The 23,205-nt window shown below is 62.4% G+C and carries 12 protein-coding genes; 5 read left to right on the top strand and 7 right to left on the bottom strand.

The genetic code is table 11. The features are described from left to right. Positions 1-13: 13 nt before the first annotated feature. The 3 genes from tldD to CBW66_RS21345 are packed head-to-tail and all read right to left on the bottom strand — an operon-like array spanning position 14 to position 6,493. Positions 14-1,474: a metalloprotease TldD gene (gene tldD / locus CBW66_RS21355; protein WP_086137551.1), complete on the bottom strand. Its 1,461-nt coding sequence runs from the start codon at positions 1,472-1,474 to the stop codon at positions 14-16. Between the two features lie 21 nt (positions 1,475-1,495). Further along, the gene (locus CBW66_RS21350; protein WP_086137550.1) at positions 1,496-2,296 is read right to left on the bottom strand and encodes a carbon-nitrogen hydrolase family protein; all 801 of its coding nucleotides are present in this window, start codon (positions 2,294-2,296) and stop codon (positions 1,496-1,498) included. A gap of 36 nt (positions 2,297-2,332) precedes the next feature. Beyond that, positions 2,333-6,493 (bottom strand): YhdP family protein, encoded by a 4,161-nt coding sequence (locus CBW66_RS21345; protein ID WP_329957607.1) that lies wholly within the window; start codon positions 6,491-6,493, stop codon positions 2,333-2,335. Between the two features lie 259 nt (positions 6,494-6,752). Here CBW66_RS21345 and glnE point away from each other — a divergent pair, with 259 nt between their 5' ends. Continuing rightward, the gene (glnE, locus tag CBW66_RS21340; protein WP_230492028.1) at positions 6,753-9,506 is read left to right on the top strand and encodes a bifunctional [glutamate--ammonia ligase]-adenylyl-L-tyrosine phosphorylase/[glutamate--ammonia-ligase] adenylyltransferase; all 2,754 of its coding nucleotides are present in this window, start codon (positions 6,753-6,755) and stop codon (positions 9,504-9,506) included. Positions 9,507-9,519: 13 nt separating this feature from the next. Beyond that, a complete protein-coding gene (locus CBW66_RS21335) occupies positions 9,520-10,284 on the top strand; it encodes a YoaK family protein (protein WP_086137548.1) in 765 nt (254 codons plus the stop codon). A gap of 176 nt (positions 10,285-10,460) precedes the next feature. Here CBW66_RS21335 and gap read toward each other — a convergent pair whose 3' ends face one another. The 3 genes from gap to CBW66_RS21320 form a co-directional block, all read right to left on the bottom strand. Continuing rightward, positions 10,461-11,471, bottom strand: coding sequence for a type I glyceraldehyde-3-phosphate dehydrogenase (gap, locus tag CBW66_RS21330; protein WP_010395244.1), 1,011 nt, complete (start codon positions 11,469-11,471; stop codon positions 10,461-10,463). A gap of 76 nt (positions 11,472-11,547) precedes the next feature. After that, on the bottom strand, positions 11,548-13,545 hold the full coding sequence (gene tkt, locus CBW66_RS21325; protein ID WP_086137547.1) for a transketolase: 1,998 nt from the start codon (positions 13,543-13,545) through the stop codon (positions 11,548-11,550). A gap of 243 nt (positions 13,546-13,788) precedes the next feature. Beyond that, on the bottom strand, positions 13,789-16,527 hold the full coding sequence (locus CBW66_RS21320) for a TonB-dependent receptor (RefSeq protein ID WP_086137546.1): 2,739 nt from the start codon (positions 16,525-16,527) through the stop codon (positions 13,789-13,791). Between the two features lie 531 nt (positions 16,528-17,058). Here CBW66_RS21320 and CBW66_RS21315 point away from each other — a divergent pair. Further along, complete coding sequence (locus CBW66_RS21315) at positions 17,059-17,784, top strand: 16S rRNA (uracil(1498)-N(3))-methyltransferase (RefSeq protein WP_086137545.1); 726 nt, start codon at positions 17,059-17,061, stop codon at positions 17,782-17,784. Between the two features lie 439 nt (positions 17,785-18,223). Here CBW66_RS21315 and CBW66_RS28685 read toward each other — a convergent pair whose 3' ends face one another. Further along, positions 18,224-18,469, bottom strand: coding sequence for a hypothetical protein (locus tag CBW66_RS28685; RefSeq protein ID WP_139841597.1), 246 nt, complete (start codon positions 18,467-18,469; stop codon positions 18,224-18,226). A 211-nt stretch (positions 18,470-18,680) separates the two neighbouring features. On the opposite strand from CBW66_RS28685, the gene CBW66_RS21310 reads away from it, so the two are divergent. After that, the gene (locus tag CBW66_RS21310) at positions 18,681-21,332 is read left to right on the top strand and encodes a TonB-dependent receptor (RefSeq protein WP_230492029.1); all 2,652 of its coding nucleotides are present in this window, start codon (positions 18,681-18,683) and stop codon (positions 21,330-21,332) included. 229 nt (positions 21,333-21,561) lie between these two features. Then, the gene (locus tag CBW66_RS21305; RefSeq protein ID WP_086137543.1) at positions 21,562-23,193 is read left to right on the top strand and encodes an NAD(P)/FAD-dependent oxidoreductase; all 1,632 of its coding nucleotides are present in this window, start codon (positions 21,562-21,564) and stop codon (positions 23,191-23,193) included. Positions 23,194-23,205: the final 12 nt, after the last annotated feature.

Below are 23,205 nucleotides of genomic sequence, written 5' to 3'. Positions count from 1 at the left end.
GTGTCCAGAAAAATCAGGCCGTGCCGCCGACCGTGATACCGTCGAGGCGCAGGGTCGGCTGCCCCACGCCCACGGGCACGCTTTGCCCTTCCTTGCCGCACACGCCCACGCCCGAGTCGAGGCGCATGTCATTGCCGATCATGGAGACGCGGTTGAGCACGTCCGGGCCGTTGCCGATCAGGGTCGCGCCCTTCACCGGGTAGCTGAGCTTGCCGTTTTCGATCATGTACGCTTCGCTGGCCGAGAAGACAAACTTGCCATTCGTGATGTCGACCTGGCCGCCGCCGAAGTTGACGGCATACAAGCCGTTTTTCACGGAAGCGAGAATTTCGCCCGGGTCCTTGTCGCCGCCCAGCATATACGTATTCGTCATGCGCGGCATGGGCAGGTGGGCGAACGATTCGCGGCGCGCGTTGCCCGTCACGGGCATCTTCATCAGGCGCGCGTTCATCGTGTCCTGGATATAGCCTTTCAGGATGCCGTCCTCGATCAGGGTCGTGCACTGCGTCGGATTGCCCTCGTCGTCGATATTGAGCGAACCGCGCCGGCCAGCCAGGGTGCCGTCGTCGACCACGGTGACGCCCTTGGCGGCCACGCGTTCGCCGATGCGTCCCGAAAACGCGGACGAACCCTTGCGGTTGAAATCGCCTTCCAGGCCATGGCCGATCGCTTCGTGCAGCAAGATGCCGGGCCAGCCCGGTCCCAGCACGATGGTCATGGGTCCGGCGGGCGCGGAGCGTGCTTCCAGGTTCAGCAGCGCCGAATTGACGGCATCGCTGGCATATTGCTCCAGCACGGCATCGCTGAAATAGTCATAACTGAAACGCCCGCCGCCGCCGGCCGAGCCCGTTTCGCGGCGGCCGTTCTGTTCCGCGATCACGGTCAGCGAGACGCGCACCAGCGGGCGGATGTCGGCCGCCAGCACGCCGTCGCTGCGCAGCACCAGCACCACGTCGTACTCGCCGGCCAGGCCCGCCATCACTTGCACCACTCTAGGGTCTTTCGCCCGCGCCATCTTTTCCACGCGCTCGAGCAGCTGCACCTTGGCCGTGGCGTCCAGCGAGGCGAGCGGATCGTTGGGCAGGTACAGCGAGCGCCCGCCCTGCGGCTGCATCTGGCCCGCTATCTTGATTTTGCCGGCGCCCGCGCGCGCAATCGTGCGCGTGGCCGCCGCCGCTTCCAGCAGGGCCCGCTCGGAAATATCGTCGGAATAGGCAAACGCCGTCTTGTCGCCGGACACGGCGCGCACGCCCACGCCCTGGTCGATGGAAAAGCTGCCCGTCTTGACGATGCCCTCTTCCAGGCTCCAGCCTTCGCTCTTGGTCGACTGGAAATACAGGTCGGCATAGTCGACCTTGTGCGTAAACATCGTGCCCAGGGCTTTGAGCAGCTTGTCTTCGTCCAGACCAAACGGCGTGAGCAGGATGTCGCGCGCCACGGCCAGGCTGGACAGATTCGGTTCAAATGGGATCATGACTTTTTCTCAACATTCAATTTACATCGTCCGGTGCGCCAGAGCCGGCAGGGACTCGCGCACGCCAGCCAAAAATACCAGGTCGATCTCGCCGCTGACCACGCCCTCGCCTTCGGGCAACACGGCTTTCACTTCGCCCCACGGGTCGATCAGCATGCTGTGACCCCAGGTGCGGCGGCCGTTCGGATGCAGGCCACCCTGCGCCGAGGCCAGCACATAGCACTGGTTTTCGATGGCGCGCGCGCGCAGCAGCACTTCCCAGTGGGCGCTGCCCGTCGTATGGGTAAACGCGGCCGGCACGACGATCAGCGCGCAATCGCCCATGGCGCGGTACAGTTCGGGAAAGCGCAGGTCATAGCAGATGGACAGGCCGACTCGGCCGAACGGCGTCTCGATAGCGCGCACCTGCGCGCCCGGCACGATGGTGCGCGATTCATTGTACGACTCGGTGCCGCGCGTAAAACCGAACAGATGGATCTTGTCGTAGCGGCCGGCCGGCTCACCTTGCGGGTCGTACACCAGCGTGGTGTTCAGTACCTTGCCCTCCTCGCCGGAAATCAGGGGCAAAGTGCCGCCGATCAGCCAGATGCCGTGCTGGCGCGCCATCTGCGCCATGCCATCCTGGATGGGGCCGCTGCCAGGCTGTTCCGCGTGGGCCAGCTTGTCCGTTTCCTGCTTGCCCATGATGGCCCAGTATTCGGGCAGCACCACCAGCTGCGCGCCACCGGCGGCGGCCTGTGCCACCAGGCGCCGCGCCGTGGCCAGGTTGTCTTCCACGGAGGGCGAGGAAATCATTTGTATTGCTGCAACTGTATGCATCATTTCACCTCTTGTACATTCGACCTTGTCGAATGGCATTTATTTCGCCACGGCATCGCTCGCCGCCGCTGCGGGCATGGCGACAGCTTCCAATTTACCACCATCGAGCTTGGTCACGACGGGCGATTTCCACGGGCCGGCGATCTGCATGTGGTAGGTGAGTGCCTTCATCACGGGCGCGCGCAGGAACAATTGCGCCAGGAAACTGCCCAGGCCGATGACGGGATTAACGGCCAGCGCGTACACGAGCGGCCCCGTTCCCAGGTTGAATTCGGGGATCACCACCACGTGCAAATTCGTCGTTTCATTGGCGATATCGGCCGTGCCATCCATCAGCACGGTGGCCGCCACGCCATGCATCTTGAGGTTGTCGGTGGTCACCACGCCGCGCTTAATGCTGGCGTTGGCCGTGATGCCGTCGAAGGCCAGGCCTTCGGAAAAGACGTCGTGGAAATCGAGTTTCAGCAGGCGGGGCAAGGCTTGCAGGCTGAGTACGCCCAGCAGCTTGGCCGCGCCCGGGTCCTGTTTGAGGAACTGGCCCGATTCCACCTTCATCTCGATCTGCCCCGACAAGGTGGGGATGTCTAGCGAATACGGCAAGCCATTCCAGGCGATATCGCCGCTCAGACGGCCCTTGCCGCGGCGCAGCGTATCGGCAAAGCCGAAGCGGTCGAGCAGCTTGCCCGCATCGACGATGTCGAGGCCGAATCGCAGGCTGGTCGTGCTTTGTCCATCCTTGATGACCCATTTGCCACTGCCGCTCAGCGCGCCATCGGGATTCGACAGTTGCAGCTTACCCACGCGCCACTCGCGCCCGCCCGCCGCCATGGTGTTATAGGCCTGCAACTCCAGCCGGCCGATCTTCTTGTTGAACAGTTCAAATTGCTCGGCAACGATATCGAGCGAGGGGATCGACTGGGCGCCGCTCTTTCCTTCCAGCAAATTCTTCACGTCGTTGGCGGCCGACTCCGGAATGATCAGCGACGACAGGCGCGCCGTCATCTTGCCCAGGCCGGACGGCGTTTCCAGCCACGTCACATAGCCCGACACTTGTTTTGCGTCGATATTCGCTTGCCACACATCCTTCTGGTGTGTGGCGCCGACCACGACGTTTTCCAGCTTGCGCTCGCCCAGCATCAGTTCGCTGGCACGCGCCGCCATCATGTCCGGCACCACGTATTGCGCGATGTCGGGCGCATCGTCGGCGGCGCCGCTGTCGGCGGACGCCGTGGCGCTGCCGGCGATCTCGCTGCCGGCGGCGATCCAGCTGTCCACGTCCAGGGTTTTCATGTTGACGTTAAGCATCATGCCGCTATCGGGCTCGGGCGCCGGCACGTTCACGCCGATGCCGCCGCGCACCAGGCGCCAAGCGTCCTTGCCCTGCTTCTGGCGCTGGTAGCGGGCTGCGATGCCCGAGCCAAGCGCGATGCGGATATCATCCGTGCGCAGACCCGCGCCGTTGGCCGTATTGCCCGTCAGGGTGAATTTCACGGGCAGGCTGTCGCCGGCCGGCTTTTTCAGGGGAGCGGGGAAATCCAGGCCCAGGCCCGTCAGCGGCGACTCGACATTGACCACCACCTGGTGGTCGCGCGCCGTAATCAAGCCGTTGTAGCGCGCGCCGCCATTCAAATGTTTCGCCAAGCGCTGCAGCACGGGCGCCGGATAGGTCTTGCGCAAGCCATCGATGGTCATGTTGCCGGCGATTTTCACTTGAATCGAGCTGTCCGCCTGCGTGCCGCCCGAGATGGCCAGCGGCCCGCCCAGCAGGCTGCCATTCAAGCCATTCAGGTTGACGCCCTTTTCGTTGAACTCGATCTTGCCCTGCGTGCCCAGCACGGGCGGCATGTCGTGGAACAGCACCACATCGTTGCCCGCCAGCTGCAAGCTGCCCTGCACGGTCGATTCCGTCATGCGCTCGATCGGCAAGTGCAACTTGAGGGCCAGCCTGGCGTTGCCCGTCGCCGTCGTTTCATCCGTGAAATGTTCGATCCAGCCCAGCACGGGGCTGGCCGTCACGTATTTGAGGAATTCCTGCATCGGGCCGGCCGCATTGCCTTCAATGTCGAGCAAGGTGTCGAACACGGTGAGGTCAGGGATCACGGCTTTGACATTCGTCAAGGCCACGCCGCCCGTGGTGGCCGTGTCGCCGCGAATTTCCATGCGCGCCCGCTCGAACACGAAACTGCCCTTGATCTTGTCCGCCTGCGGCCACAGGGGCGCCTTGCCGACCAGCGTACCGCTTTCCGCAAATTCGCCGGGCGCATAGTTCAGCTTGCCATTCTCGATCTTGCCGGCCACGCGGAAGTCGCCACGATTGCGCTGGGCGGGCGTGTCGGCCTTGAAGGGAAAATGTTCGAGTTCGCCGCGCAGGCGCAGGCTGACATCGTGCGCCATGCCGCCTTCCAGCGCCCCCGTCAGCCAGTGGCGCAGGTGCTCGGGCGTTTGCAGCGGCAGATAGCGGCCGATGGTGTTGATCTGGAAATTGTCGATCGTGCCCGTCAAATCAACCTGGCCCAGGTTCTTGCCGTCGAGCGGCAGGCGGTGCGTGCCTTGCAAGGCGACGCGCAAGCCTTGCTGGTTGAAATCAAGCTTGTCCAGCTCGACTTGCAGCATATTCGCCGCTTCAAACGTCCAGCGCGCCTGCATGACGAATTGTTCGAACGGCAAGGCCGGTTCGCTCAGGTACGTGGGCATTTGCAGCACCAGGTCCTGCGCGTCGATGGCAATGCTGCCGCCCTTGTCGCTGGCATCGATGCTGCCGGTAAGTTTATCGAAGCCGGGAATGGCCGGTGCGGCGGCCTGCGCGGGGCTGCTCGCCGTCTTCGCCACAGCCAGGCGTGCCGGCTGAGCATTCAGACCCAGGTCGATGAGCTTGCCGCGCAGGCGGTAGCTGGCGGGCGTGGCCATCTCGCCTTCCCATTGCGCCGAAAAATCCTGCAAACGCCCGCGCGGCGCCAGGGCGTCGAGGCGTTGGCGCTGCTGCTCGCCCAGCGGCAATTTGTCGGCCAGCGCGGCCAGGGTTTGCAAATCGAGCGACTTGGCCGTGATTTCCGTGCGCGCCGGCTTGCGTTTGGTGGCGGCGACAAAGCGTTCGGACAAGGTCGTGGGCGGCAGGCTGAGGCCATCGCGGGTTTCCACCGCGAAATTCGTCAATTCCACCTGATGGCCATTCGCGCCAAAGGTAGGCTTGCCGTCAGGTATCTGCGCCGACAGCTCTTCTTTGGCCGAAATGCGCCCGCTGACCGACAGCAAGTCGAGCGGCGCGATATGCTCGCCCAGCTGTGCCTGCACATCGGTCAAGCCCACGTCGGCCGTGAAGCCGGCCAGGCGCGCGTGATCCAGGCTCAACCAGGCGCGCAGCGCGCCCTTGCCCTGGCTCAGTTCGAACGGATAGTCGAGGTAGCGGCGCCAGGCGGCCAGGTCGGCGTTTTTCAGGTCCGCGTACAGCTCGCCCTTCCACATCGACACATCGGAGATGCGCGTGCTGAACGGCGGATGCGTGAAGTGAGCGCGCACATCGATGGGCGCGGCCAGGCTGGCCGGCGGCTGGGCTTGCAAGCCCAGCCGGTGGCTGCGCCAGCGGTTGCGCAGCAGCAGATTGACCTGCGATAAAGCCAGCTCCGGCGTGCCGCGCGCTTCGTCCGTCCAGCGCACCTTGCCGTCGCGGATGATGACGTCATGCTGCGACAGCAGCCAGTCGGCGCCCTTGCCATCGCTGCCTTGTCTGCTGTCGATCAACACCCCGGCCACGTACAGCTTGCCATCCTTGCTGCGCCGTACGTCCAGGTCGGGCCGCGTGATTTCCAGGGTAGTAAAGCGCACGGAGCCGAGCACGCTCCACCACGACACGGTGGCCGATATGCTCGGCAGGCTCAGCGCCTGGCGCCCCGCCTGGTCGCGCAGGGTCACGTCGCCGAAGAAGAGATTGGGCCGCACACCATGCCAGGAGGCATAAATACGCGCGATGCTGACAGGGTTGCCCAGCGCGCGGCTGGCCGCCCGCTCGATATCGCCTTTGTAATAATCGATATTCGGCAGGATCGCGTAGCGCAGGAATAAAAACAGCACGGCGAAGGCGAAATACGCGAACAGCACCAGTTTGATGGTAAAACCCAGCACATGGTGGGTGGCCAGGTTGGCCAGGCGATAGGCGGCACGCAGCCGCTGCCAGCGCAGGGCCAAGGGCACATGCTCTGTCACGCTTGCTTCTGGCGGTTTTTGCATCAATAAGCTAATAAACTGGCCCGGCGTCAAATAATGGCAAAAATCGTCTGCATTCGTGGTGCGCGCCTGCATCCTTGCGCTTGCTTCTGAGCAAAGCCTCCCTTACCATCGTTCGGAAGAGCACGCACTACCGGCGGTATTGGGCCGGCGGCACAATTTTACCGCATCCCCCGCCGTTCGCAGCCAAGTTAAACAAGAACATGCACGCAGCATCCACGAGACCCTTACCGATACCATGAGCACACAGCCTTTGATCTCCGCCTCCCGTTTCTACCAGCGCTGGCTGGACGCCGCCCCCGAGCGCGCCGCGCAGGTAGCGCAACTGGTGCGCGCACCATTGGACGGGCTCGACTTTGCCGCCGCGCTGGCCGGGCAATCGAACGCCGCCACGCCGTCGCTGCCGCCCGAGCGGGCCATGCGCCGCCTGCGCAATCTGCTCGTCTGCGGCCTGATCGCGCGCGATCTTGGCGGCCAGGCGGACTTGAACGAAGTCGTCACGGCCATGACGGAGTTTGCCGATTTCGCCATCCGCACGCATGTGGACGCCATCATGGCCGAAATGGTGGCCCTGCACGGCATGCCCGTCGGAGAGGAGTCGGGCGAGGAGCAGGCCTTGATGGTGTTGGCGATGGGCAAGCAGGGTGGCGGCGAACTCAACGTCTCGTCGGATATCGACCTGATCTTTGTGTATCCGGAAGATGGCGACACGCAAGCAACCCTGCCGAGCCAGCGCAGCCTGTCCAACCACGAGTTTTTCATTCGCATGGGCAAGAAACTGATCGCCGCCCTGGCCGAGATCACACAGGACGGCTTTACTTTCCGCGTGGACATGGCCTTGCGTCCGAACGGCAATTCGGGGCCGCTGGCCGCCAGCCTGGGCATGGTGGAGCAATACCTGATCGTGCAGGGACGCGAATGGGAGCGCTACGCCTGGGTCAAGGCGCGCGCCGTGACGGGCAAGCCGGAAGATATTGCCGCGCTCGACGCCATCGTGCGTCCCTTCGTCTTCCGCCGCTACCTCGATTTCGGCGTCATCGATGCCATCCGCACCATGCACGGCCAGATCCGCGCCGAGGTCAACCGTCAGGAGCGGCTGCACCCGGACCGCAGCAACAACGTCAAGCTGGGCCGTGGCGGCATCCGCGAAATCGAATTCCTGGCCCAGGTATTCCAATTGATACGCGGCGGGCGCGACGCCGAGCTGCGCGAGCGCTCCACGCGCGCCACCCTGCGCACGGTGGCGGAAAAAGGCTTGCTGGAACCGGCCATCGTGGAGCAACTGCTCGCTTCCTACGCTTTCCTGCGCAACCTCGAACACCGGCTGCAATACCTGGACGATGCGCAAACGCATACCCTGCCCGCCAGCGAGGCCGACCGCCTGGTGGTGGCGCAGATGATGGGCTTGCCCGACACGCCCACCTTGCTGGCCCAGCTGGAAGCGCACCGCGTGTTTGTCGCCGACCAGTTCGATGAAATGTTCAGCGACAAGAGCAGCGGCACGCCGCCGGCCGACACGGGGATCGACCCGCAAACGTCGAACGACTGCGCCGCGTCCGACCAGCAGGAAGCCATCGAAGCGCGCTTTGCCGCCATGGGTTTCCATGAGCCGGCAGCCTGCGCGCGCCGTTTGCTGGCCACGTGGCAGGCGCCGCGGCTGCAGTCCCTGCCCGAGGCCAGCCGCACGCGTTTGGTGGCCCTCGTCAATTCCGCCCTGCCCCTGATCACCGATTGCTCCGTGTCCAACGGTAACGCCAGCCAGCTGGCCACCCTGGGCCGGCTGCTCGATTTCCTGGAAGCCATCGCGCGGCGATCGGCCTATCTGTCATTGTTGACAGAGTACCCGCACACGCTCGAGCGCGTGGTGCGCATGGTGTGCGCCAGCGGCTGGGCCGCCACCTTCCTCACGCAGCATCCGATCCTGCTCGACGAGCTGCTCGATGAACGCATCCGCAACACGGTGCCCGACCCGGCCGCGCTGGCGCTGGACTTGCAGCGCCAGCTCGACGATGCGCCCGGCGACACGGAGCGGCAGATGGATATCCTGCGCGAAATGCACCACGCGCAACTGTTCCAGTGCCTGGCGCAAGACCTGGCGGGCGACCTGAGCGTGGAAAAGCTGGCCGACTACCTGTCGCAGCTGGCCGACATCATCGTCGCCGCCACCGTGCAAGCCGTCTGGCAAACCTTGCCGACACGCCACCGCGACGTGCCGAAATTCGCCGTCATCGCGTATGGCAAGCTGGGCGGCAAGGAACTGGGCTATGTCTCCGACCTCGATGTGATTTTCCTGTTCGACGACGACGACCAGGAAGCGCCCGGCCTGTACGCCAAGCTGGCGCAGCGCTTCATTACCTGGATGACCTCGCACACTTCGGCCGGCATCCTGTTCGACATCGACATCGCCCTGCGTCCCGACGGCGCCTCGGGCATGCTGGTGTCCAGCGTGCAGGCGTTCGAGCGCTACCAGAGCAGCGCGGCCTGGGTGTGGGAACACCAGGCGCTCACGCGCGCGCGCTTTTGCGCCGGCGACGCCACCATCGGCAAGCATTTCGAACGCATCCGCGACACGATCTTGCGCAAGGAACGCCCGGAAAACGGCCCGCTCAAGGGTGAAGTGGTGGCCATGCGCAAGAAAATGCTCGATGCGCACCCGCCCCGTCCCGGCAGCTTTGATCTGAAACAAGATCCGGGCGGCATGATCGACATCGAATTCATGGTGCAATACCTGGTGCTCCAGCATGCGGCGCGGTATCCGCAGCTGACGGCCAACTCGGGCAATATCGCCCTGCTGCGCCTGTGCGGCGAGTTGGGGCTGATCGACGCCGGTCTGGCCGCTTCCGTCGCCGACGCCTACCGCGCGCTGCGCAAGCTGCAGCATCAACTGCGCCTGCAGGGGCAAGACCTGGCCCGCGTGGAGCCGGAAAGAGTGCGCGTGCATGCGGAGAATGTCATGCGCCTGTGGCAAGCCATCTTCGGCGCCGCAGCCTGAGGCCGGTCCGGGCATGCCGCTCCATTACCTGTCCCGCCTGAGCGGATCGGCGCGCGATACGCAAGCCAATCTGCAGCTGGGCTGCGTGCTGGCGCTGGTGGCCGGCGCCGTGAACGCGGGCGGCTTTCTCGCCATCGGCGGCTATACCTCGCACATGACGGGCATCGTCTCGGGCATGGCGGACGACCTGGCGCTGGGCAACGTGACCGTGGCGCTGGCCGCGCTGGGCGCCTGGCTGGCCTTTGTCAGCGGCGCGGCCGTGACGGCCATCATGGTGAACTGGGGCAAGCGGCGCCGGCTGCACAGCCAGTTTGCCGCCAGCCTGCTGCTGGAAGCGGCACTGCTCCTGTTGTTTGGCCTGACGGGCAATTATCTGGCGACCATCCCGGACGTGCTGGGTCCCGTCACCATCCTGCTGCTGTGCTTTATCATGGGCTTGCAGAACGCCATCATCACCAAGATTTCAGGCGCCGCCATCCGCACCACCCACGTCACGGGCCTGTCGACCGACATCGGCATCGAACTGGGCAAGATGGCGTATTACAACCGGCGTCAATTGCCGGATCGCGTGGTGAAGGTCAACCAGGGCAAGCTGAAAACGCACTGCCTGCTGATCAGTTGCTTCTTCATCGGCGGCGTCAGCGGCGCCCTCGCTTTCAAGCACATCGGCTTCCCCGCCGCCACCATCACCCTCGCCTGCGTACTGACCTTCCTGTCCGGCGTGCCCGTGCTGCGCGACTTGCGCCTGCTGTGGCGCTTTTACCGGCGCCGCCTGTAGGTACACCTAACCAAACCTACTGCGCGGCGCGCTTTGCGGCCGGCGATGCTCACCGTACTAAAGTACGGTTGCGCTTCTCGGCCACAAATCACTGCCGCTCGCTACGGTTTTGTTCGGTGTCGTACGGCCATGAAAAAAAAACGCCCCGAAGGGCGTTTTTGCAGGCGAGCCAGAGATTACTTGGCCGACATCAGCGCCACGGTGGTGTCAAGCATGCGGTTCGAGAAACCCCACTCGTTGTCGTACCACGACGATACTTTCACCAGACGGCCCGACACCTTGGTCAGGGTCGAATCGAAGTTCGACGAAGCCGGGTTGTGGTTGAAGTCGATCGACACCAGCGGTTCGGTCTGGTACGTCAGGATGCCTTCCAGGGCGCCTTCCGAGGCGGCTTTCATCAGCGCGTTGACTTCTTCCACGGTGGTGTCGCGCTTGGCGATGAACGACAGGTCGACCAGCGACACGTTGATGGTCGGCACGCGGATGGCGAAGCCGTCCAGCTTGCCATTCAGCTCAGGCAGCACCAGGCCCACGGCGGCGGCGGCGCCCGTCTTGGTCGGGATCATGCTCATGGTGGCCGAACGGGCGCGGCGCAGGTCTTCATGCATCACGTCGGACAGCACCTGGTCGTTGGTGTAGGCGTGCACGGTGGTCATCAGGCCCGTTTCGATACCGATGGCGTCGTTGAGCGGCTTGACCAGCGGTGCCAGGCAGTTGGTGGTGCACGAAGCGTTCGAGATGACGGTGTCGGTCGATTTCAGTACCGAGTGGTTCACGCCGAACACGACGGTCGCATCGACGTCCTTGCCGCCGGGTGCCGAGATGATGACTTTTTTCGCGCCGCCCTTCAAGTGAGCCGAAGCCTTCTCTTTGGTGGTGAAGAAGCCCGTGCATTCCAGCACGACGTCCACGCCCAGCTCGCCCCATGGAATTTCAGCAGGATTGCGCTGTGCGAATACGCGGATCGGATCGCCATTGACGATCATGTTGTCGCCTTCGACGGTGACCGTGCCCGGGAACTTGCCGTGCGCGGTATCGTAGCGGGTCAGGTGGGCGTTCGATTTGGCATCGCCCAGGTCGTTGATGGCAACGATCTGGATATCCTGTTTCTTGCCGCCTTCGTAGAAAGCGCGCAACACATTACGGCCGATGCGGCCGTAGCCATTGATTGCAACTTTGATCGTCATACTCTGCTCCTGATTAAAAAAGAAGGTACATGCGCGGCCCCGGCGAACATGCCGCCAGGACCGTTAAAAATCAATTTCAGCCAGCGATAACGGCTTTCACCTTGGCGACGACGTTCTCGACCGTGAAGCCGAAGTGCTTGAACAGCACGCCGGCAGGCGCCGATTCGCCGAACGTGTCGATACCGACCACGGCGCCTTCCAGGCCCACGTATTTGTACCAGAAGCTGGTCACGCCCGCTTCGATGGCCACGCGCGGCAAGCCTTTCGTCAGCACGCTGGCCTTGTAGGCGGCGTCCTGGCGATCATACACGTCGGTCGACGGCATCGACACGACGCGCACGTTGATGCCTTCCGAGGCCAGCGCGCTGGCGGCGGCGACAGCCAGTTCCACTTCGGAACCGGTGGCGATCAGGATCGCCTTGGGCTCAAGCACATCGCTCAGCACATAGCCGCCGCGGAAGATGTTCTCGATTTGTTCGGCGCTACGCTCCTGGTATGGCAGGTTCTGGCGCGAGAAGATCAGGGTCGACGGGCCATCCTTGCGGCGCACGGCGGCGCCCCAGGCGGCAGCGGACTCGACGGTGTCGCATGGACGCCAGTTGTCCAGGTTCGGAATCAGGCGCATCGACGAGACGTGCTCGACCGATTGGTGCGTCGGGCCGTCTTCGCCCAGGCCGATCGAATCGTGGGTAAACACGAAGATCGAACGCAGTTTCATCAGGGCGGCCATGCGCAGCGCGTTGCGGCTGTAGTCCGAGAACGTCAGGAACGTGGCGCCGAACGGGATGTATCCGCCGTGCAAGGTGATGCCGTTCATGATGGCGCTCATGCCGAATTCGCGCACGCCGTAGTTGATGTGGTTGCCAGGCTGGCCCGAACGCACGGCCACGCACTCTTTCCAGTTGGTCAGGTTCGAACCGGTCAGGTCGGCCGAGCCGCCGAGGAATTCCGGCAGCGACGAAGCCAGTGCCTGAATGGCGTTCTGGCTGGCCTTGCGGGTAGCGATGTTTTCTTTTTTCTCGACGCAGGACGCGATGGCGGCGCTCAGGGCCGCTTCGAATGCCTGTGGCAGTTCGCCTTGCATGCGGCGGGTCAGTTCAGCGGCTTGCTGCGGGAATTCGCGGCTGTAGGCGGCAAAGCGCTCGTTCCAGTCCGCTTCCAGCAGGGCGCCTTGCTTCTTGGCGTCCCACGCGGCGTACACGTCGGCCGGCATCTCGAACGGGGCGGCATCCCAGCCGATGTATTCGCGCACGGCAGCGATTTCCTTGTCGCCCAGCGCGGCGCCGTGGACCTTGTCGCCGCCTTGCAGGTTCGGCGAACCCTTGCCGATGATGGTCTTGCAGCAGATCAGGGTTGGCTTGCTGGCGGTCTTGGCGGCGGCGATGGCGGCAGCGACGGCGGCAACATCGTGACCGTCGACGGCGCGGATGACGTTCCAGCCGTACGCTTCGAAGCGGGCCGGGGTGTCGTCCGTGAACCAGCCTTCGACCTTGCCGTCGATGGAAATGCCGTTGTCATCGTACAGGGCGATCAGTTTATTCAGGCCCAGGGTGCCGGCCAGCGCGCACACTTCGTGCGAAATACCTTCCATCAGACAGCCATCGCCGACGAAGGCGTAGGTATAGTGATTGACGATGTCGTGGCCGGGCTTGTTGAATTCAGCGGCCAGCAATTGCTCCGACAGGGCCATGCCGACGGCGTTGGCGATGCCCTGGCCCAGCGGGCCGGTGGTCGTTTCCACGCCTGGCGTGATATCGACTTCCGGGTGGCCCGGGGTTTTCGAATGCATCTGGCGGAAGGCCTTGATGTCTTCCATCGACAGGTCGTAGCCCGTCAGGTGCAGCAGCGCGTAGTGCAGCATCGAGCCGTGGCCGTTCGACAACAGGAAACGGTCGCGGTTTTGCCATTTCGGGTTCGCGGGATTGTGGCGATAGTGACCACTCCACAGAGCAACTGCGATCTCGGCCATGCCCATCGGCATGCCTGGATGGCCGGAATTGGCCTTTTGTACAGCGTCCATTGCCAGTGCGCGGATCGCATTGGCCATTTTGGTAGTCGGGAGCGTAGTTGTCATGATGGTGTGGGTCAGTCGCGGAGTTTAAATTCGTTTGCAGCGCAGCTGGGCGCAGTCAGAGCCATGTATTTTACCAGACCAACAAGGGGAAAAATCAAACCGCGCAACGCCGCCGCCGCAGCTTGTGCCACTTGCGCCCGGCAGGGGCGAAAAAAAACCGGGCCAGGCCCGGTTTTTCGCGACGTACGCCGCTGCGGAGCGCGCCGCAAATCGGCGCGCCCCACCCGTCAGTCTACCCTCACGTCATTTGAAGGAGTACGACGCCGACATGTAGATGTAGCGGCCACGCGGATTGCCGTAGGCGGTGTCGTAGCCGATGTTCGACGATGGGTCGAATGCCGGCGCACGGTCGAACACGTTATTGACGCCACCACGCAGCACCAGGTTCTTGAAACCGCTGTAGGACAGCGAGGCGTCAACCAGGGTCGCGCTCGGGATCATCATGCCGTTCGCGTACTCGTCGTAGTAAAGATTGATCGTCGCCGACGGTGTCCGGTCCACGTGGTAATGCGAAGTGAAGTTGGCGCTCGTCGTCGCTGCCCAATCACCGCGGTCCCAGTTCAGACCCAGCTTGGCCAGCAGCTTAGGATAGCCGTATTCACCGGCCTCGCAAGCCGTGTTGTTGGCGCAATTGATCGCCGGATCGTCAGGCAGCAGCGTGCGGTTGTAGGACAGTGTGTAGCTCGCCTCGCCGGATACCTTGAAACGCCCCATCTCGGCCGTGCGCAGCGTGTACGACGCTTCGACATCCAGACCGTCGGTGACGACCTTGCTGCGATTGATCAGGCCAACCTGCAGCTGCTTCAGGCGACCTACCAACGGACCCAGCGTCGCGCGCTGGGCGGCGCTCAGCGCGTTATACTTCTCTTGGTCTTCCGCCGTTACGTCATAGCGCGTGACGGCGTTCTTGTACTGGCCATCCTCGCCCGCCAACACGGTTTCGTTGTCAAGATTCTCGACCCGATCGTTCCACTTGATATTCCAGTAGGTTAAACCCAGCGTCAGGTTCTTGATCGGTTCGGCGACCACGCCCAGGTTGAACTGCTTCGATTTTTCGGGCTTCAAGTCCTTCGTGCCGGACAGCAGAGACAGCGCCGAACCGCTGCAAGCGGTGTCAAAATACGCGTCACCCACGATGCAACGCTTCGGATCCTTGGTCGCGACAAAACCGCCGCGGCCTTCGTTAAAGCGCTGCGACAGTGTCGGCGCGCGGAAACCGGTGCTGTAGCTGGTGCGGAACATCAAGGTCGGCAAGGCGGTCCAGCGCAGGCCAAGCTTCGGGTTGGTGGTACCGCCAGCCAACTGGTAGCGATCATAGCGGACGGCCGCCTGCGCTTCCAGGTTTTTCAGCAGCGGCAGGGCCAATTCGCCGAACACGGCGCCGAGCGACTCAGAGCCGTCGATGCCGCGCAGGGTCGAATAGATGCCGATCGCGCCATCGCGCCAAGCCTGCGACGGATCGTAGCTGAGCTTCTCGCGCTTGTACTCGGCACCGACGGCCACGCCGATCTTGCCGCCGGGCAGTTGGCCAAATTCGCTGGAAGCAGTCACCTTAGCAAAGTCCGTCGAGGACTTGGTCTTGGTGTACTGGTCGGCCGTCAGTTCGTTAATGATCTGCTCCGAATTATGGTTGCCGCCGAAGGGGTTGAACTTGCCCTGCGCCAGGTAACTCTGCAATTTATCGTGCATGAAGGAGCCGTACACGCGCGTTTCGCCCTTCTCTTGGCTGTGGCCCACAGACACGGTCCAATCCCAATTGGCTGCGCGGCCGGTGGCGCCGCCAACCAGCCAGGTGGTGTCAACATTGGTGCCCGTACCACCCTCGGCGGCAGGGAAGAGGCGGCGGATCGTGACCGGCACGCCGTAGGTATTGAAGGGGTTGTCCGCCGCCACACGCAACACGCTGGAGCGGTCGGCATTTTGGATCCAGGCCGGCGAACCTTGGACGCGCGTGTCGAAGTGGTTGTAAAACAGATTGGCGAACAGCGACACATCCGGCGTCAAATCCCAGTTCGCCGTGACCGCACCGCCGTAGCGTGTGGACGGGCGCACCAGGTCTATCGACTCAGCGGCGGAATACATGCAGGAGCTGCGATTCGGCGCAGCCACCCATTCCGGCGCATCCGGATAGGGCTTGCTGTGAGCCGCGTCGCACTCCGGATCGGGCATGCGCTGCGAACCGCCCAGCGATATGGTGCCGGGATCGCGGCCCTTGGCGCCGTACACGCCCCCTTGATACAGGCCGCCCTTGTGGCCGGTGAAATCGGTACTGTTCGCCCAATCGCGGTCGACGCCGTGGATGGCCTTGGTTTTTTCGTACGAGGCCGAGTAAGTTACGTTGAATTTCTGCGCGTCACGGTCGCCGAAACCGCCGGACACGGACACCTTATGGTTTTGCCCGTCGCCATGGGTGGTCGAACCGGTGCTAGCGTCGAGGGTCAAGCCCTGGTAATCCTTGCGCAGGATGAAGTTGATGACGCCGCCGACGGCATCGGTGCCGTAGATGGCCGAGGCGCCGTCCTTGAGCACATCGATGCGCTCGATGGCCGACAGCGGAATGGCGTTCAGATCGACCGAAGTCTGGCCGCTATAATCGTCCGAACCGGACGCCGGCAGGCGATAGCCGTTCAACAGAATGAGGGTCGGCAGACCGCGCAGCGAGACGCTGGTGGCGCCGTTTCGGAAGGAACTCGATGTCGCCAGCTCACCGCCGTTACCGCCCGCAGAAGTCAGGTTGCGCATCAGATCCAGCACCGACGTCGCGCCCGAACGGGCAATCGATTCGCGCGTCATCACGGTGATCGGGGAAATACCTTCGGCTTCAATGCGTTTGATACTCGAACCGGTGATTTCGACGCGCTGCACCTTAGGCACCGGCGCATCGATCGCTTCCTGCGCATGCACGCTCATCGTTGCGACGCCGGCGAACGCAGCCAACGCCAATCTCACCACCTGCACACTCTTTTTTTCGCGAAACATCATAACTGATTCCTTTTCATGATCCCTGATATCACTTGATAAGCGATTAGTTTGTATTTTTATAATCACTTAAATCTCTCATGGTCTTGCGAAAAACTGCAAGCCCCCTCCCGTTACAGCTACAGCGTCATACTTGTCCAACCAATTTAAGCCGGCCGCAACGCGCCCAGGGTCATAGGCCCAGGCATTGAAACGTGCGGCGTCTCCCCATACCATACCGAATCACATCACGGACGACATTGCTGGAAACAATTGATGTCTTTCAACACAACTTGTATAGTCATCAAACCACGCCAAAAGTATCACTGTCAATAATGCAATGATTTGTGAAATCAAAAAACAACATTTCGTTTTAGTCAGCTTGTTATCTCCACGCAATTTCCCGTCCCGGATGCGCCGCGCAGGCCCGGCGGCAAGAATTTCACCCGGCCGCGCGCAGCGGCACTAAAATTGCACTCTCGAGTCGCTGCCGCGCGCGCCCCCACCCGCGCGCGGCGCGGCACCTTCCATTGTTTCTCTCCGCCAGGATGTTGCATGCCGCGTTTTTTCTGTCCCCAGCCACTCGCCATAGGCGCCACCATCGCTCTGCCCGACGCCGTCGCCCACCACGTCCATGTGGTGCGCCTTGTGCCGGGCGAGGCCATCACCGTCTTCAACGGCGAGGGCGGCGAGTACACGGCTGTCTTGTGCAACGTCGAGAAAAAACGCGCCAGCGCCGAACTGAAGTCCCACACGGCGCGCGAAGCGGAACTGCCCTACGCTGTGACCCTGGCACAAGCGCTGCCGGAAGCGTCCAAAATGGACTGGATCATCGAAAAAGCCATCGAACTGGGCGCGGCCGGCATCGTGCCGCTGGCGGCGCAACGCTGCGTCGTGCGCCTGTCCGCCGAGCGGGCGGAGAAAAAACTGACCCATTGGCAAGCGATCATCGTGTCCGCATCGGAACAATGCGGGCGCAACCGCCTGGCGCAGTTGGCGCCACTGCAGGATTTTAATAGCTGGAGCAGCCAGCAGGATTTACATAAACGCATCATCCTGACGCCGCGTGCGGAGCAGTCGCTGGCCGACTGGGCGCGTCACCAGCCGCCGCAGGCGATTACCGTGATGGTGGGGCCGGAAGGCGGGTTTTCGGAAGCGGAAGAAAAGGCGGCCCTGGCCGCCGGCGCCATCGGCCTGGCTATGGGGCCGCGCATCCTGCGCACGGAAACGGCGGGCCTGACGGCGCTGGCCACCTTGGGCGCCTTGTGGGGCGGCATGTAAACATAGCCACCATGGCGGCGCTATCCGCCATTCTCATCTGGATTCTTATCTAAACAGCCGGCCCGGGAACATGGGCGCCGCCAGCAAGGCCTGCCAAGGGCATGGCGCAAAGCCAGCCGCAAGCGCCATTCCAGTTTTCCGGCTGTTTCCCGGCGGAGTGCCGCGCTGCAATTCAACTCCGATAATGCCGGCCTCGCCACAAAGCGGAATATCACGCATCTTCCTTATTGCGCAAGCATCGCGAATAACAAAGATAAACAACAAAGATAATCCGCGCATTCAAAGAATGGCGGACACGCTATTATCTTTTCAAATATAGAAATAAATAAAACGCCTAAGCAGGCGGCGATTAAGCACCAATATGGTACGACGCCGCACTTCTTTGATGCATAAACCCAATATTGCACCATGATGGCGCTTACGTCTATCGTTCTCCGATTTAGTACAAAAAAACAACACTTTTCGCGCCACCACCTCCGCACGCATCCACCCTGCAAGTGAGCAAACATGCGGCCTTGGCAGCCCCCATGGTGCGACCAGCGGAGAAAGGGGAAGCAGCGAACTGTGCCTTGTGTTGTTTTTTTATATGCATTGCCGCTATAAAAATTGACAGCCAAGTCATTGCGATGGTTTCATTAACGTCTTGAAATTTTGAATAATCAATAATTTCAAAGACACCGTCCATGAGACGATCGATAAAATAATAGATACATATATGGCCGATCTTGCCAATACAAGGCGACGTCAAGCCACATATTCATAAAGTGAGGAGTTTTGCAATGATGGTGGAAACAGGATTATCGCGGTCTATCCGTTTGATGTTTATCGGCAGCCTTGCGTTTGGCATGCACGTGGCCAACGCACAGACTACCGGCCAAAACATTCAAAAGGTCGAAGTGACAGGTTCGAGCATCAAGCGCGCGGAAGCCGAGACCATTTCGGTCATTCAAACGCTGACACGTAAAGATATCGAACAAACCGGCAAGGCATCGATCGCCGACGTCGTGCGCAGCATCTCGGCCGACAACAACGGCAGTATCAGCGGCTCCTTCACCAGCGGTTTCGCCGGCAGCGCCTCGGGCGTTTCGCTGCGCGGTTTGAGCGTCAGCTCGACCCTCGTGCTGATCAATGGCCGCCGCACGGCACCATACGGCTTCGGCGATGACGGCCAGCGCAGCTTCGTCGACTTGAACTCGATTCCCCTCGACGCCGTGGACCGCATCGACATCCTGAAAGACGGCGCTTCCGCCATTTACGGCTCCGACGCGATCGCCGGCGTGGTCAACATCATCTTGCGTCAGAATTATGTCGGCAAGACCATCTCCGCTAACGTCGGCCAGAGCGGTCACGGCGACGGCACCGTCACCAGCATCTCCGGCGCCATCGGCTTCGGCGACATGGACACAGACAAATTCAACGTCTTCGCCACCCTCGATGCGAAAAAATCGGGCGAAATCAAGCAAACCAACCGCGACAAGTGGATCGGCCAGGCCGATGCCCGTCCATGGGGTGGACGTGACCAGCGCGCCGGCTTTACCACTGCCGGTAACGGCGGCGGCAGCTCCTTCCTGGGCACCCTGCGTCCAGTCAACGCCGCTGGCGCTCCTGCCGGCAACGTGACCAATTTGCCTGGTTCGTGCGATCCGATCAACCTCGACCCGACAGGTGGCAGCTCGAACGACAACTCGCGCGGCGGCTGCCTGTGGGATCCGGTCCAGTTCGCAACCGTCCAGCCAAAGACCGAAAACGTCAACCTGTTCATGCGCGGCACCCTGGCGCTGGGCGCCGACGCGCAAGGCTACACGGAAGTGGGCATCTTCAAGTCGAAGGCCGACACCTACACCACCCCATCCGGCCTGACCGGCGCCGGCTTTGACCTCGTCAACGCCCGCGTCAACAACACCAGCACCGGCCCGGATCAGTTGCTGATGCCGGCAAACCACCCGGACAACATCCTGGGCGTCGCCGCCCGTCCGCGCTGGGTCGACGCATCGCGTCCACGCGTATCGAACCTCGAAACGACCGTCACCCGTGTGCTGGCCGGCGTCAAGGGTACGTATGCCAACTGGGATTATGATACCGGCCTGATGTACGCAGAAAGCAAAACCGACCGCACGCAGACGGGCTACTACCGTTCCAGCGCCCTGCGCACGGCGCTGAACAACGGCACCTTCCGCATCGGCAAGGGTGTGATCAACAGCCCTGAAGTACTGGCACTGGTATCGCCTACGCTGAGCAACTCGGGCACGACGAAGAGCACATCGCTGGACTTCAAGGCGACGCGCGAACTGTTCCAATTGCCAGGCGGCATGATGGGCCTGGCCTTGGGTGCCGAATACCGCAAGGAAGAAACGAACAGCCAGTCGACGCCATATACCGACATCAACGATATCGTTGGTCTGGGTTATTCCGCTTCGCAAGGTTCGCGCAACGTCAAGGCCCTGTACGCCGAACTCGCCGCGCCAGTCATGAAAGAGCTGGAACTGCAATTCGCGCTGCGCAGCGATGATTACTCGGACTATGGCCGCTCGACCACGCCAAAAGTCGGATTCAAGTTCACGCCAGCATCGGCCGTGGCTTTCCGCGGTACCTATGCGGAAGGTTTCCGCGCGCCTAGTGCAGCGGAAAACGGCAACAGCGCCGTGGCGGCGTTCACCAGCATCGCCAGCGATCCAGTGCGTTGCGCCGTGACGAAATTGCCTATCGATTGCTCGTCGCAACAAGTCGGCGCGATCACCATCGGCAACAAGAACATCAAGCCGGAAACATCGAAGAGCTACAGCCTGGGCATGGTGCTTGAGCCGATCAAGAACATCAGCCTGTCGATCGACTGGTGGAAAATCGTCCGTGATGGCGAAATCAACGGCTCCGATCCTGGCGCTGTGGTTGCCAATCCAGCCGGCTACCCAGACGCGGAAATCGTTCGTGGCGAACCGACGAGCAACTTCCCAGGCCTGGCTGGTCCTATCCTGATGGTCAAAGCACCTTACCTGAACGCAGGCAAGACCAAGACCTCGGGTATCGATCTGGATCTGCGCGGCAAGTACAACGCCGGCGAATACGGCCGCTTCAACTCGGGCGTGACGGTGACGTACATGAAAGAATTCACCCGTACCAATGCCGACGGCACGGTACTGGAGTTTGCTGGCACCCACGGTGACGTCAACCTGTCCGGTAACGGCGGTACGCCGAAGACCAAAGTCCGCCTGACCCTGGGCTGGGATCAAGGTCCGGTCAACATCACGGCCAACATGAACTACGTCAGCAGCATCAGCAACAAGAACGATGTTAAGGGCGACTGCCTGGACGTCGATGAGAACGACGTGCCGTACAAAAACTGCCGTATCGCTTCGTTCACGACCACGGATCTGTTTGCCAAGTGGAATGTCACGAAACAATGGGAACTCACCGCGTCGATCACCAACCTGTTCGACAAGATGGCACCACTGGACGTACAGACCTACGGCCGCATCAACTACAACCCATCGCTGCACCAATCGGGCGCAGTGGGCCGTTATTTCACGCTGGGCGGCCGCTACACGTTCTAATAGCCAGGCAAGAAATAACAGCTAGTTAGCAAAAAATCCGGTGGCCATGCAGTTGGCCCCCGGATTTTTTCTTTTAACCCCTCTTTCCTGCGCCGCGAGTTCCCCTGGCGATACCCTGCAGATGGCCCGACACTGGACATGCGGGTAAAATAGCGCCCGGATGCCGTCACGCGGCACCACATACTCTCCGCTAGATACGGAGCCCGGCAATTTTTAAAAAATACACACCATGTTGCGACTCAACGAAGTAAAACTCCCCCTCGAACACGACGAAGCGGCCCTGCCCGCCGCCATCCTGGCGCGCCTCGGCATTGCCGCGGATGAGCTGCTCGGCTTTACCGTCTTCAAGCGCAGCTATGACGCGCGCAAGCGCAGTGCCGTGGTGTTGATTTACTCGTTGCACGTCGAGGTGAAGAATGAAGCGGCCGTGCTGGCGCGCCTGGGCCACGATATCCACCTGATGCCCGCGCCCGACACCGACTACAAATTCGTCGCCGGCGGCGAACAGCTGGCTGGCCACAGCAAGGAACCGCGTCCCATCGTCATCGGCACGGGCCCGTGCGGCCTGTTCGTGGCGCTGATCCTGGCGCAGATGGGCTTGCGCCCCCTCATCCTGGAGCGGGGCAAGCAGGTGCGCGAACGCACGGTCGATACCTTCGGCTTCTGGCGCAAGCGGGAGCTGAACCCGGAATCGAACGTGCAGTTCGGCGAAGGCGGTGCCGGCACCTTCTCGGACGGCAAGCTGTACAGCCAGATCAAGGACCCGAAACACTACGGCCGCAAGGTGCTGACGGAATTCGTCAAAGCGGGCGCGCCGGAAGAAATCATGTATGTGAGCAAGCCGCACATCGGCACCTTCCGCCTGGTCAAGATGGTCGAAGAGATGCGCGCGAATATCGAACGCCTGGGCGGCGAATACCGCTTCGAGAGCAAGGTGGTCGATCTCGACATCGTGCCGGGCGCCAACGGCGGCCAAGTGCGCGGCGTGGTGCTGGCCAATGGCGAAACCATCGCCAGCAACCACGTCGTGCTGGCCATCGGCCACAGCGCGCGCGACACCTTTGAAATGCTGCACCAGCGCGGCGTGTACATCGAAGCGAAACCGTTCTCGATCGGCTTCCGCGTGGAACACCCGCAATCCCTGATCGACAGCTGCCGTTTCGGCCCCAGCGCCGGCCACCCGATCCTGGGCGCGGCCGACTACAAGCTCGTGCACCACGCCAGCAATGGCCGCTCCGTCTACAGCTTCTGCATGTGCCCAGGCGGCACGGTGGTGGCGGCCGCCTCGGAACCGGGCCGCCTGGTGACGAACGGCATGAGCCAGTATTCGCGCAACGAGCGCAACGCCAACAGCGCCATCGTGGTCGGCATCACGCCGGCCGATTACCCGGGCGACCCGCTGGCCGGCATCGCGCTGCAGCGCGAACTGGAAGAGCGCGCGTTCGCCCTCGGTGGCGGCAACTACGATGCCCCAGGACAACTGGTCGGCGACTTCGTGGCCGGCCGCGCCTCGACGGAATTCGGCAGCGTGGTGCCGTCGTACAAACCGGCGGTGCACCTGACGGACCTGGCACCCTCGCTGCCCGAGTATGCGATCACGGCCCTGCGCGAAGCCTTCCCGGCGTTCAACAAGCAGATCAAGGGTTACTACAAGGCCGACGCCGTGCTGACGGGCGTGGAAACGCGCACCTCGTCGCCGATCCGCATCAAGCGCCGCGACGACGACTTGCAAAGCCTGAACACGCGGGGCCTGTTCCCGGCCGGCGAAGGCGCCGGCTATGCGGGCGGCATCCTGTCGGCGGCCGTCGACGGCATCAAGGTGGCCGAGGCCGTGGCCCTGTCGATGGCGGCGCGCGGCTAGACAGGCCCAGCG

The sequence above is a fragment of the Janthinobacterium sp. GW456P genome (assembly GCF_002127655.1).
Classification (GTDB): domain Bacteria; phylum Pseudomonadota; class Gammaproteobacteria; order Burkholderiales; family Burkholderiaceae_D; genus Janthinobacterium.
The sequence above is the reverse complement of the archived record's forward strand: the minus strand, read 5'-3'. Positions and strand labels throughout refer to the sequence as shown.